Raw genomic sequence first — 11700 nt, 5'->3', positions numbered from 1 at the left:
AAATATAGCTTGTGCCCTTCGACCAGTTTATATACAATTCGCGCCGCTTAAAACAGTCACCTTAATTTTAGTTCCTTGTCTCCATACAGTTTGACTGTGCTGTCGAGGCTACAACCGTGAGGAGCAATATGATGCGTCATTACGAAATCGTATTCATGGTTCACCCTGACCAGAGTGAACAAGTTCCTGGTATGATCGAGCGTTATACCGGAATTCTTACCCAGAATGGTGGCACAATCCACCGCATGGAAGATTGGGGCCGTCGTCAATTGGCTTACCCTATCGACAAATTACATAAAGCACACTACGTACTTATCAACGCTGAAGCTTCTGCTGAAGCAGTTGAAGAGCTAGAGACTGCTTTCCGTTTCAACGACGTTGTATTGCGTAACCTTGTTATGCGTACAAAAGATGCTGAAACTGAGCAATCGCCAATGGCTAAAGAAGAGCGTCGTGAAAAGCGTGACGAAAGACCGTCTTCTGAAGACAAGTCTGCAGAACCAGAAGCAGCTACTGCTTCTGACGAACAAGAATAAGGAGACAAAAAATGGCTCGTTTTTTTAGACGTCGTAAATTCTGCCGTTTCTCAGCTGATGGTGTTGTTCAGATCGATTATAAAGACATCGCTATGTTGAAAAACTATGTCACTGAAAGTGGTAAAATCGTACCTAGCCGTATCACTGGAACTAGCGCTAAATATCAGCGTCAGTTGTCAACTGCTATCAAGCGCGCGCGCTTCCTAGCATTGCTTCCATATACTGATTCTCACAAGTAACCCTAGCGAAATTAAGAGGTAGCAAGATGGAAATCATACTACTAAACAAAGTCGCCAACCTGGGCGGCTTGGGTGACAATGTCACTGTAAAATCAGGCTATGCACGTAACTTCTTGTTCCCTCAAGGACAAGCTGTTCCTGCTACTAAAGCAAACGTAGAAAAATTTGAAGCACGTCGTGCAGAGCTTGAAGCAAAAATTGCTGAGCAGCTTGCAGCGGCAGAAGCTCGTGCAGCGAAAGTTGCTGAGTTGGCTGAAGTGACTATCGCTTCACCTGCTGGTGACGAAGGCAAATTGTTCGGATCTGTCGGTACTCGCGACATCGCATTGGCAATTACTGCCGCTGGTGTTGAGATTGCTAAATCTGAAGTTAAATTGCCTACTGGTACTTTACGTGAAACTGGCGAGTTCGAAATCGACCTACAGTTGCACTCAGAAGTAACGGCCACAATCAAATTGGTTATTATTCAAGAAGCTTAATTTAAGCCTGTTTGGATACTAAAAACACCGCCTAGTTGCATTGCACTAAGCGGTGTTTTTTTATGCCTGCAGTTTATTGATTATCGATACGGCGTAGCAGTTTTTGTTGCCATTCTGAGTCTAAGCCTATCGCATTGCTCATTTGGCGTAGTGAATCCGCTGACGTGTTTTGGTCAAAGTGCTGTTGAACAAAAGATGCCACTGATAAATTTGCATTGGGACGCTCAACAAGAGTGATGCTGTCTCCTAATGTAATTACCCCGTTTTCAAGCACGCGATAGTACCAACCTGTGATCTGCCGGTTTTTAATGAGCTCGACTAAGCCTTTTTGATTCAGTTTTTCTTCAATCTTCCAGCAGGGAATGCGCGGGGAAGTCACCTGCACTATAATTTCGCCAACGCGATATATATCGCCAATGTTGACGTTTTTATCATGCATATCGGTGCTTGCAAGGTTTTCACCAATGGAGCCCATTACCGCGGTCCTGTGCATCAAAGGGTGGCGCTTTATTATCGTTTCGTAACCACGCAGAGAATATTGGTGTAAAGCGCGCTCAGGGCCACCGTGGTAGCGTTTATCAACCTGAACGTCACCGACAATACCAAGGTGATTTACCTCTGCGCGCTTGACTGGTCGCTTATCAATGCCTGACGGGGCGTGTTTGGGGCCGATGGGGCGGGTAACACCTGCAAATAAACCTAGTACTTTCATATCGCTCTCGTTGTCATTGTCGCTAAACCCGTTGTACTCATTCGCATTTCTTTTTTGTAGCTTTAAACCTTTGTGAGGTAACCTGCGACTCACTTAGTAACCTAGCCAACGAAGATAGAAGATTGACTGAGTATTCGAACGTTGTTGCTGCTAAACATAAGTTTGCCACCGATGAAGAGCGGCAGCTACTGCTAGCAGTAAAAAATGGAAACCGACAGGCATATCATCAGCTGTACCATCAATATATTGGTCAGGTATATGCTTTGTGCTACCGGCTAACGGGAGATAAGGCGTTGGCAGAGGATGCATCGCAAGAGGTCTTTATTCAATTATGGCGGAAAATAGGGGATTACTCAGAGCAAAGCAAGTTCTCGACATGGCTGCATACCGTGACATCCCATATTACGATTTCGTATATTCGTAAGCAGCGTGGCTGGGTTCAGCGCATGTTTAATATAGAAGACTCAAGCGCCGCAAACGACGTTGCTGAACCTTCTGCCGGGGAAGTGGATATTGAAAAGTACGTGACCCGCTTACCTGAGCGCGCTCGTATCGTTTTTGTATTGCACGCCATTGAGGGGTACCGCCATGAAGAAATCGCGCAAATGACCAATATGGCAGTAGGAACAAGTAAGGCTCAATTCCATCGAGCAAAGCAGTTATTAGAGGAGTGGATGGGGTATGCATAAGCCAGATTTTGAACAGGTCTTGCAGGGAAAACTTGCCCAGCTCGACGCAAAAAAGCAACCTGAACGTGATTTATGGCCGGGCATAGAGTTGGCGTTAGTTAAGCAAGAAGACGAAGCGGGTAATGTATTCGACCTAAGTGAGAAGAATGCTCGGGCTAATAGCAATAATCGTTATTGGGCCAAGGCATCAGTGTTGGCAGCGGCTGTCGCTATGCTTGCCTTGGTAAGCTGGAAAGGACTGCTCCCTAGTGATGACATGATGAGCGGAGATGAATTAGTGGCTGCCTTAAGCGCTCAGCACGCAGAGCAGAAAAATGCGCTGTTAGTGCAATTTGAAGGGGAAGTCGCACTCACTGACAATTGGCAGCAGCAATTAACCGAGCTTGATAGTGCCGCTGAGGCGATTAAGAAAGCACTGCAAAACGAACCGAATAACATGGCGTTGTTGAAAATGCTGCAAAGCGTACATCAGCAACAGATCAACTTAATAGAACGTGTGCATTCACCCAAGTGGTCACAGATCTAGTCAGAATGTTAGGAGTGAAAAATGAAACTAATGATGCTTAAAGGGGCGTTCACAGTAATCGGTATCATGACTGTGTTGAGTGTTTCTGCGGGCGAACAGATCGATCGCACCGTTGAAGCAAACCCCAAGGGATATGTGGAAATAGAACACGTCAATGGACAGGCTGAAATACAGGGTTGGGACAAACCTCAAGTACAAGTGAAAGGAACGCTGGGCGAGCAAACAGAGCGGTTTGTGTTTGAACGCAGAGGCAACGAAGTGTTAATCAAAGTGAAAGTTAAAAACAGCCGCAAGCACAGCAGTCGCTGGGACCAGGATGACGAAGATCAGCTCGTGATTTTTGTACCGCGCCAAAGCCGCCTAAATTACACAGCCGTGAATGCAGATGTATTGCTCAGCGATGTTAAAGGAGGTGTTAGTGCAGAAACGGTTAACGGTGACATTAAGGCCAAGCAGCTGGCTGGACGCTTGCGTCTTGAATCGGTCAATGGCGACATTAACGCCAGCGAACTTCAAGGTGATGTGGCCATTCAGACGGTCAATGGTGATATTCGCTCAAGCAGCACCCTAGGCAGTGAAGATAGATATGAAACGGTTAACGGCGACGTGAACGCAGAATCCAGTAGTGAAGAAGTACGGGCTACCACTGTCAACGGTGACGTAAAACTAATGATGCAGACCGTTAAATATGCCAAATTAGAGACCGTTAACGGTGAGCTCAAAATCGCACTAGCACTGGCTGAAGGGGGAGAGCTTCACGCCACTTCGGTGGGCGGAGAAATTGATTTGAATTTTAGGGAAGGGGTTTCCGCGTTGTTTGACATTCGAGCCCACGCAGGCGGAAAAATCACTAACCGTTTAACCCAAGACACAGTACAAAAAGAAAAATACGGTCCCAGTAGCTGGTTAGCCACAAGTACAGGACAAGGCCAAGGTAAGGTATCTGTGTCAACCGTGAATGGTCGAGTGAGTATTTCGAAGGATTGATTCAACTGCCGCCCGAGAGGACAAGCTCGGGCAAAAATACATCGCTTAATATTATGAATGACTAAGCTACACGCTCAACCGAAATATGGGCTAGGCCAATTAGCGCTTCTTTATAGACTGATTCTTCTATCGGGGATAAAGCATCGATGGCTTGTTGAGAGGCTTTTAGAGCTTGTTGTCTGGTGTAAGTTAATGCTCCTGTTTGTTCCATAGTCTCTAAGATCGGAGCGAGGTTATCCATGCCGTTGCCCGTTTCAATGGCCTCGCGAATAATCGCGGTTTGCTGCTCATTACCATGCCACATAGCATATAGAAGCGGGAGGGTGGGTTTGCCCTCAGCTAGATCGTCCCCCATGTTTTTGCCCATCTCTTCACTGTCAGACGCGTAGTCCATGATGTCGTCAACAAGCTGAAATGCGGTGCCTAAATACTTACCATAGTCTTGCATAGCGTTTTCAATCGCTTCACTTTGCTTAGTCAGTACTCCAGCTAACAAGGTGGCAGCCTCGAACAAGCGAGCGGTTTTACTATAAATAACCTCCATGTAACTCTCTTCTGTGGTGTCAGGGTCATTACAGTTCATGAGCTGCAGCACTTCCCCTTCGGCAATCACATTGGTCGCATCAGACAATATTTGCATGACGCGCATGCTATCGAGGGTCACCATCATTTGGAATGAACGGGTATAAAGGAAGTCACCGACTAACACGCTAGCTTGATTACCAAACACTTCATTGGCGGTTTCGCGGCCCCGACGCATGGTTGATTCATCAACGACATCGTCATGCAGTAATGTCGCAGTATGGATAAACTCAATGATCGCAGCTAGTGTGTGGTGCTGCTCGGTCTGAATATTCAAAGCCCTTGCCGCTAAGACTGTTAACAGCGGGCGAAGTCGTTTGCCGCCGCTATTAACTATATAAAAGCCAAGTTGATTGATCAGCGAGACATCTGAATTCACCTGCTTTTGGATCAGTTGATTGACTGCGAGCATATCTGGCTCAGCGAGTGAAAGGATGTGGTCTAAATCCATACTTAAAATTCAACTCTGACGATAAGGTATTAATTAGCGTGCGATTTTACAGAAATTACACAGGGTATCCAGCAGACATTACGTAACAATTGCCCGCAAAGACGCGTAGAATATGTGTTGCTGCATATTTGAACAAATAAATTCAATTTGGTACTTGCGACGACTGGACGGTTCACGTACAATTCGCGCCCTGTTTTTGAATATATAGCGCTAAGATTAAGCGCAGAGCGGAGTTAATTATGTACGCGGTTTTCCAAAGTGGTGGCAAACAACACCGTGTGGCTGAAGGCCAAACCGTTCGTCTAGAGAAGATCGAAGTGGCTCCAGGTGAGTCAGTAGAATTCGGTGATATCTTGATGGTGAGCAATGGTGAAGATGTTAAGATCGGTACGCCTTTTGTAAGTGGCGGAAAAGTTACTGCTGAAGTAGTAACACATGGTCGTGGCGAGAAAGTTAAGATTGTTAAGTTTCGTCGACGCAAGCATTCACGTACCCAAATGGGTCACCGTCAGTGGTTCACGGAAGTGAAAATCACTGGTATAAGCGCTTAATAGGAGTTCGAACTAATGGCACATAAAAAGGCTGGTGGTAGTACTAATAACGGTCGCGACTCAGAAAGTAAACGTTTAGGTGTTAAACGTTACGGCGGTGAGTCAGTTTTAGCGGGTAACATTATTGTTCGTCAACGTGGTACTCGTTTCCACGCTGGTAACAATATGGGTATCGGCAAAGATCATACTTTGTTTGCTTTATCAGATGGTAAAGTTCAATTCGAAGTTAAAGGTCCTAAAAACCGTAAATTTGTAAGTATCGTTGCTGAATAATTAGCAATCTTACACAGTTTTAAAGACCCCGCTTGTGCGGGGTTTTTTGTTTGAGACGTCTTATTTATCATTTTGCTTGAATAAGACAAATAAGCACAGTTGTGGTGTAACACCGCAGCAACTGCGAAGTAGTATAAACTCTTTATACTCTTTACTTGAAAGTTGAGTTAACGATGAAATTTGTAGATGAAGCTGAGATCCGCGTAGAAGCGGGTGATGGCGGAGCCGGTACGGTTAGTTTTCGCCGAGAGAAATATGTTCCTGATGGCGGCCCGGACGGCGGCGATGGTGGTGACGGTGGAAGCGTCTACTTAGTTGCAGATGAAAACCTAAACACGCTTATCGATTATCGCTTTGAGAGATTTCATCGTGCTGAGCGCGGTAAAAATGGCCAAAGCGCTGATTGTACTGGCCGTAAAGGAGCTGACCTAGAAGTCAAAGTACCAGTAGGTACTCGTGCAACGGATACCGAGACAGGTGAGCTATTGGGGGATTTGACCAAGCATGGTCAGCGCCTAAAAGCAGCGCAAGGCGGCTATCACGGTTTAGGTAATGCACGCTTTAAAACCAGTACTAATCGCGCCCCACGTCAAAAAACACTAGGTACACCAGGCGATGTACGTATGCTTAAGCTAGAGCTTATGTTATTGGCTGACGTAGGTTTGCTGGGTATGCCAAATGCCGGTAAGTCTACCTTTATACGTAGCGTCTCTGCTGCCAAGCCAAAAGTAGCGGATTATCCGTTTACCACACTTGTGCCTAATTTAGGTGTTGTGCGTTTAGATGCCATGAGCAGTTTCGTGATTGCTGATATTCCTGGTTTGATTGAAGGTGCGTCTGAGGGAGCTGGTTTAGGGATTCAATTCCTTAAACATCTTGAGCGCTGTCGGGTATTGTTACACCTTATTGACTTGATGCCTGCCGATGGTTCAGACCCAGTGGATAACGCCAAAGCGATAGTGACTGAGTTAGAAAAATACAGTCCTAAGTTGGCCGCTAAACCACGTTGGTTGGTGTTTAACAAAGTCGACTTAATGTTTGAAGACGAAGCACAAGACCTGTGTAAAAAAATCGCGGATGCCATGAACTGGGAAGGTGAATATCACAGTATTTCCGCAGTGCAGGGCAAGAATACCAAAGAGTTATGCATCAAGGTAATGGACTTTATTGAAAGTTTACCCGAAGACGCCATTGAAGAATCTGATGACGAAGAAGTTGGCTTTAAATGGGATACTTACCATAAAGAGACAGTGGAAAATTATGAAGACGACGATGATTTTGATGACGACGATGATGATGACTTCGATGGAGACGACGATTTCGAAGTGATTTACCAAAAGTAATCCGCATATAGGTTAGCTGTGAGTGCTCTGTAAAGAGTGCTATGTTAAAAAGAGCTCAGCTAACCTAGGTTTACCGAGTAAATAGCAAGTAATGTAGTTGAAAAGTAAGGTGTTCTAGCATGGCAAAGATAGCTATGGTTGCTGCAATGGCAAACCAACGAGTCATTGGTCTTAATAATCAAATGCCCTGGCATATGCCTGCGGATCTAAAACACTTCAAACGTGTCACCTTAGGCAAGCCAATTGTGATGGGGCGAAAAACGTACGAATCAATTGGCAGGGCTTTACCCGGCCGCCTCAATATTGTTATCACTAGCGATCAGAATTATCAACTGGCAGATGCGAGCATTGTACATAGTTGTGAGCAAGCAATTGCTGTAGCCACGTCACATATGCACAATGACGGAATGCCAGAGCACGACCAAGAAGTGATGGTCATTGGCGGGGGAACGGTTTATCAGCATTTTTTGCCCCACGCTAATCGTTTATATTTGACCTTTATTGATCTAGATACCCCAGGGGACACTTACTTTCCAAATTATTCGGATGGTGCATGGCAAGAGATTGAAAGTGAATCTAACGACCCTGATGAGAAAAACCCCCATTCATATCGCTTTGTTACCTTAGCTAGGTAACCTCTTTGGCTGTTTAGCATCGTTGACTGAGCGTCCTACAAATGTAAACCAATACATATAACCATATGTTCATCTGGAAGTGATGCTAGGTATCAGCGTCAAAAGTGGGGTGGGGGCGTGATTAAAGCCATTGACGCCCAGCGCTAGATTGCCTCACATAGCAATCGGGATAAATGGCACAAACGATGCTCCGAATATTTTCGCTGACACTTTGCCCCAGCTTTTATCTCGCCACATAAAAGTAATTATAAGACCTCGCCATTGTTTTCTTTCTTTCGTCCCCCATTTTAATATCTTCAGAACGTACATTATTAATCAAAGAAAGTTGGAGAACATATGAGCACAGTGACTTTAAAAGGCAATCCATTTAATACCGTCGGCGCTTTACCAAGTGTTGGTGAAAGCGCGGCTGATTTTCGTTTAGTGAAAACAGATCTATCTGAAACGACCTTAGCTGATTATAAGGGTTCACGCTTAGTTCTGAATATCTTCCCCTCAGTCGATACCCCGACTTGTGCCATGTCTGTTCGTAAATTCAATGAGCAAGTGGGTAAGTTAGAGAACACCAAAGTGTTATGTGTCTCTGCGGATTTACCTTTTGCGGCCGCACGTTTCTGTGGTGCTGAAGGTATCGAAAACGTTGCTACAGGTTCAAGTTTCAGAGGTACATTTGGCACTGACTATGGCGTTGAGTTTGTTGATGGGCCATTAACCGGCTTGTTGTCACGTAGTGTGGTGGTACTTGATGAAAACGGAAAGGTTATTTATACCGAGCAAGTAACTGAAACGGCTGATGAGCCTGACTATGATGCGGCGATTGCTGCGTTGTAATTAATAATTACCTACTAAATTGGGTTTCATTGATATGACTATTTTTTGAAGCCTAAAAAGAAACGAGCCGCTATGCGGCTCGTCTTAGGCGATTACTAACGTAAGTCTGTAATTAAACAGGAACTACGTTGTTCGCACATGGGCCCTTAGGGCTCTGACCAACTTCAAACTCAACCGCTTGGCCGTCGTTCAAAGTTGCATATCCACCACCGCTTTTAATTTCTGAGTGATGAACAAATAAATCTTTTCCGCCGTCTTCTGGAGTAATGAAACCGAAACCTTTGTCCGCATTAAACCACTTAACTGTACCTTGACTCATAATCTACTCTACTTTGTTTAAAATATTGTTTGCAGAAAACCTGCGTTGACCATTGTATAGGTTATTTTTCAGTAAATCCGCTCAATTCCACGTTTACTTCATTTTTTTGCTCGCCAATTTTTCAGACTCCTTGGTTTTCATCAGCTGGCGTGTATTTTGCTCACAGCCCTAGTAGGTCATTAATTTACGAGGTAAAGGCGTCTAAAACGGTAGCGAGAACTAGTCGCAACCTTAGGCATCACGTGCACTAGCTAATTTAGCATCGTCTTCTTTAGACAGTGAAAATTTATACACACGCTATGTGTAAATCTTATAAACCTCCATCAATTTTCGCTCGAGTACGCATAGGTATTTAGAGCGAATTAAACTAAAAGGGAACATTATGTCTTATAACGCTTCGTCTTTATTCAAAGAAAATGAAAATTGCTGGCAAACCAGTCAAGCGGCTCATGCTACCCCTTTAATTGACGGAGCTAACTATTATCGGGCCTTACATAAAGCGATTTGTAATGCTAAACGCAGCATTTTCATTGTTGGATGGGACATTGATAGCCGCATTCGCTTATTGCGCGGCGACGAGGAAAAAAACGCCAGCGCCCCATCAGTGATAAGTGAGCTATTAAAATGGAAGGCAGAGCAAAACGAAAATATCAAAATATATTTACTGCGCTGGGACTCATCCCTAGCGTTTTTTAGCCAACGAGAGATGTGGGCAAAAGAAGTGTGGGACAACAAAACCCCAGACAATGTTAAAACCACTCTGGACAGCACCATCCCTATGGGGGGAAGCCAGCATCAAAAGATAGTCGTTATTGATGATGAAATTGCTTTTTCCGGAGGTATGGATGTGTCGACTAATCGCTGGGATACCCGGGAACACCTGATCGATCAACCCGAACGAGTAGGGCCCGACGGTCCCCATGGGCCACTGCATGACGTGCAAGTGCTTACCAGTGGGCCCATTGTTGAAAGTTTCGCTCAGCTTGTCAGGTGGCGCTGGGACAGGATAAACGAGCGAAAAGCGATCCCTTTCTCTCCTGTCAAAAACACAGGCCGCGAGTTACCTGCGTCATGGCCGGACAGTTTTCCACCTACCATGGGGGATTTGCCGTGCGCTGTGGCACGTACGATACCGTTTATGGATGGGGTTGAGCCTGTACAAGAAGTGCGGCGCCTACTGCTCGACCTAATTGCGCAAGCTAAGCGCTTCATCTTCATTGAAAATCAGTTCACCACGCGCCAAGAAGTAGCGGAGGCACTTAATGCTCGTTTAAAGGCGTGCCCAGAATTACAAGTGATAATCGTTAGTTCCTACGAGCCAAAAGGAAAGTTCGAAAGTGAAGCATATTGGGCAAGTAGGATTGATTTCAAACGTATTTTAGAAAACGGGGTAGATGAGAATCGCGTTAAAGTGACGTATTCGACGCTGACCAATGAAGCAGGTGAGAGTATTCAAAAGCGGGTGCACTCAAAGGTCATGAGTATTGATGAGCGTTATTTAGTGATTGGCTCATCCAATATTAGCAACCGCTCTATGAGTCTTGATACTGAAGTCGATTTAGTCTTTGCTGGAGACACAAGTCAGAACCAGCAAGATATTATACGCGTTCGTCATGATTTACTTGCCGAGCATACCGGTCGCACTATTGCGCAAGTGGAGCAGATTTTTGAATCGCCAGACCCATTGAATAACCTTTTAAATGACCAAGCGCCTCACGGATACCAACTCGCTGAAGTCCGCGATGATCAATTCACCAACAAGGCGTGGCAACCCGTTTTTAGTTCGTTATCAGATCCAGAAAAACCATTGATTGCACCAATTCAAATGTCCAACGGCAAAGTGGTTGGCGTCGGCAACCCCAAACAAAAAACCATCGTTTTCATGCTGATTGCATTACTGGTACTCGTGCTGGGCGGCTTGATTTTCTGGGCCGGCCATTCCATTCCTTGGTTAACCGCCGATAATTTAGAGCAGTTTTTACAAGACACAAGGGGCACAATGTGGGTCATTCCGACCATTTGTGTCATCTATATCATCGCTGGATTAGTGTTTTTCCCAGTGACGGTTCTATCCCTCGCGGTGGCGGCAGTCTACGGGCCAATATGGGGTCCAGTTTATGGCATGCTCGGCGCTTTGCTTAGCTCAGCAACACTGTTTGGCTTGGGCCATATCATGGGAATTAAAGGGCTGCGCAAAATGGGCGGAGCTAAAGTGCAAGCCGTAGATGATAAGTTTAAAGACAGCGGTGTGGTGGGAGTGGCTGTTATCAGGCTGATTCCTATTGCTCCCTTTAGTCTCGTTAATCTTGTCGCGGGTATTTCATCTATTGGGCTCGTGCAATTTCTGGCAGGTACATTCTTAGGCATGTTTCCTCCAATGATTGCCAAAGGCTTGGTAGGGGATTCATTAGGTAAGATTTTTACAAATCCTTCTCCTGAAACCATAGGTTATTTGGTAGCGGGTATCGCCTTCTGGGCGCTTATGATTTACGTATGCCAAAAGTTAGCACGCATGTATCAGTTGAAAAAAGCAGACGCGAGCTAAGA

At 45.2% G+C, this 11700-nt stretch carries 15 protein-coding genes; 12 read left to right on the top strand and 3 right to left on the bottom strand.

The window, feature by feature from the left end; genetic code table 11:
- Positions 1-131 precede the first annotated feature (131 nt).
- The 3 genes from rpsF to rplI are packed head-to-tail and all read left to right on the top strand — an operon-like array spanning position 132 to position 1254.
- Positions 132-536 (top strand): 30S ribosomal protein S6, encoded by a 405-nt coding sequence (gene rpsF / locus AC0VYA_RS18985; protein WP_191917690.1) that lies wholly within the window; start codon positions 132-134, stop codon positions 534-536.
- 11 nt (positions 537-547) lie between these two features.
- Positions 548-775, top strand: a complete 228-nt coding sequence (rpsR, locus tag AC0VYA_RS18980; protein WP_006991716.1) for a 30S ribosomal protein S18 — start codon at positions 548-550, stop codon at positions 773-775.
- 26 nt (positions 776-801) lie between these two features.
- Positions 802-1254: a 50S ribosomal protein L9 gene (gene rplI / locus AC0VYA_RS18975; protein WP_011576461.1), complete on the top strand. Its 453-nt coding sequence runs from the start codon at positions 802-804 to the stop codon at positions 1252-1254.
- A 73-nt stretch (positions 1255-1327) separates the two neighbouring features.
- On the opposite strand, the gene AC0VYA_RS18970 is transcribed toward rplI, so the two are convergent.
- Positions 1328-1966, bottom strand: coding sequence for an MOSC domain-containing protein (locus AC0VYA_RS18970; RefSeq protein ID WP_475491096.1), 639 nt, complete (start codon positions 1964-1966; stop codon positions 1328-1330).
- Positions 1967-2088: 122 nt separating this feature from the next.
- Between AC0VYA_RS18970 and AC0VYA_RS18965 the strand changes: the two genes are divergently transcribed.
- The 3 genes from AC0VYA_RS18965 to AC0VYA_RS18955 are packed head-to-tail and all read left to right on the top strand — an operon-like array spanning position 2089 to position 4168.
- Positions 2089-2655, top strand: a complete 567-nt coding sequence (locus AC0VYA_RS18965; protein WP_011576459.1) for an RNA polymerase sigma factor — start codon at positions 2089-2091, stop codon at positions 2653-2655.
- Positions 2648-3181, top strand: a complete 534-nt coding sequence (locus tag AC0VYA_RS18960; protein WP_475489301.1) for a hypothetical protein — start codon at positions 2648-2650, stop codon at positions 3179-3181. The genes AC0VYA_RS18965 and AC0VYA_RS18960 overlap by 8 nt, the downstream gene beginning before the upstream one ends.
- 21 nt (positions 3182-3202) lie before the next feature.
- A complete protein-coding gene (locus tag AC0VYA_RS18955) occupies positions 3203-4168 on the top strand; it encodes a DUF4097 family beta strand repeat-containing protein (protein ID WP_475489300.1) in 966 nt (321 codons plus the stop codon).
- A gap of 61 nt (positions 4169-4229) precedes the next feature.
- Here AC0VYA_RS18955 and ispB read toward each other — a convergent pair whose 3' ends face one another.
- The gene (ispB, locus tag AC0VYA_RS18950; protein WP_475489299.1) at positions 4230-5201 is read right to left on the bottom strand and encodes an octaprenyl diphosphate synthase; all 972 of its coding nucleotides are present in this window, start codon (positions 5199-5201) and stop codon (positions 4230-4232) included.
- Between the two features lie 239 nt (positions 5202-5440).
- Here ispB and rplU point away from each other — a divergent pair, with 239 nt between their 5' ends.
- The 5 genes from rplU (at position 5441) to tpx (ending at position 8834) form a co-directional block, all read left to right on the top strand.
- A complete protein-coding gene (gene rplU, locus AC0VYA_RS18945; RefSeq protein WP_006990965.1) occupies positions 5441-5752 on the top strand; it encodes a 50S ribosomal protein L21 in 312 nt (103 codons plus the stop codon).
- A gap of 15 nt (positions 5753-5767) precedes the next feature.
- Positions 5768-6025, top strand: a complete 258-nt coding sequence (gene rpmA / locus AC0VYA_RS18940) for a 50S ribosomal protein L27 (RefSeq protein WP_006990966.1) — start codon at positions 5768-5770, stop codon at positions 6023-6025.
- A 173-nt stretch (positions 6026-6198) separates the two neighbouring features.
- Positions 6199-7368 (top strand): Obg family GTPase CgtA, encoded by a 1170-nt coding sequence (cgtA, locus tag AC0VYA_RS18935; RefSeq protein ID WP_475489298.1) that lies wholly within the window; start codon positions 6199-6201, stop codon positions 7366-7368.
- Positions 7369-7487: 119 nt separating this feature from the next.
- Complete coding sequence (gene folA, locus AC0VYA_RS18930) at positions 7488-8003, top strand: type 3 dihydrofolate reductase (protein WP_475489297.1); 516 nt, start codon at positions 7488-7490, stop codon at positions 8001-8003.
- Positions 8004-8339: 336 nt separating this feature from the next.
- Positions 8340-8834 carry a thiol peroxidase gene (gene tpx / locus AC0VYA_RS18925; RefSeq protein ID WP_011576453.1) on the top strand — a complete coding sequence of 165 codons (495 nt, stop codon included), beginning with the start codon at positions 8340-8342 and terminating at the stop codon, positions 8832-8834.
- A 112-nt stretch (positions 8835-8946) separates the two neighbouring features.
- On the opposite strand, the gene AC0VYA_RS18920 is transcribed toward tpx, so the two are convergent.
- On the bottom strand, positions 8947-9153 hold the full coding sequence (locus AC0VYA_RS18920) for a cold-shock protein (protein ID WP_006990971.1): 207 nt from the start codon (positions 9151-9153) through the stop codon (positions 8947-8949).
- Positions 9154-9535: 382 nt separating this feature from the next.
- Between AC0VYA_RS18920 and AC0VYA_RS18915 the strand changes: the two genes are divergently transcribed.
- Positions 9536-11698 (top strand): VTT domain-containing protein, encoded by a 2163-nt coding sequence (locus AC0VYA_RS18915; protein WP_475489296.1) that lies wholly within the window; start codon positions 9536-9538, stop codon positions 11696-11698.
- Positions 11699-11700: the final 2 nt, after the last annotated feature.

Source organism: Paraglaciecola sp. QJM3NY_14, from assembly GCF_056173245.1.
Note: the sequence above shows the minus strand (reverse complement) of the source record. Positions and strands in the feature narration are given on the sequence as shown.

Coding starts and splice junctions, on each gene's coding strand:
- tpx (WP_011576453.1), top strand. CDS start 8,340: ATGAGCACAGTGACTTTAAAAGGCAATCCATTTAATACCGTCGGCGCT.
- AC0VYA_RS18920 (WP_006990971.1), bottom strand. CDS start 9,153: ATGAGTCAAGGTACAGTTAAGTGGTTTAATGCGGACAAAGGTTTCGGT.
- rpsF (WP_191917690.1), top strand. CDS start 132: ATGCGTCATTACGAAATCGTATTCATGGTTCACCCTGACCAGAGTGAA.
- AC0VYA_RS18970 (WP_475491096.1), bottom strand. CDS start 1,966: ATGAAAGTACTAGGTTTATTTGCAGGTGTTACCCGCCCCATCGGCCCC.
- AC0VYA_RS18915 (WP_475489296.1), top strand. CDS start 9,536: ATGTCTTATAACGCTTCGTCTTTATTCAAAGAAAATGAAAATTGCTGG.
- ispB (WP_475489299.1), bottom strand. CDS start 5,201: ATGGATTTAGACCACATCCTTTCACTCGCTGAGCCAGATATGCTCGCA.
- rpsR (WP_006991716.1), top strand. CDS start 548: ATGGCTCGTTTTTTTAGACGTCGTAAATTCTGCCGTTTCTCAGCTGAT.
- rpmA (WP_006990966.1), top strand. CDS start 5,768: ATGGCACATAAAAAGGCTGGTGGTAGTACTAATAACGGTCGCGACTCA.
- AC0VYA_RS18960 (WP_475489301.1), top strand. CDS start 2,648: ATGCATAAGCCAGATTTTGAACAGGTCTTGCAGGGAAAACTTGCCCAG.
- rplI (WP_011576461.1), top strand. CDS start 802: ATGGAAATCATACTACTAAACAAAGTCGCCAACCTGGGCGGCTTGGGT.
- AC0VYA_RS18955 (WP_475489300.1), top strand. CDS start 3,203: ATGAAACTAATGATGCTTAAAGGGGCGTTCACAGTAATCGGTATCATG.
- folA (WP_475489297.1), top strand. CDS start 7,488: ATGGCAAAGATAGCTATGGTTGCTGCAATGGCAAACCAACGAGTCATT.
- rplU (WP_006990965.1), top strand. CDS start 5,441: ATGTACGCGGTTTTCCAAAGTGGTGGCAAACAACACCGTGTGGCTGAA.
- cgtA (WP_475489298.1), top strand. CDS start 6,199: ATGAAATTTGTAGATGAAGCTGAGATCCGCGTAGAAGCGGGTGATGGC.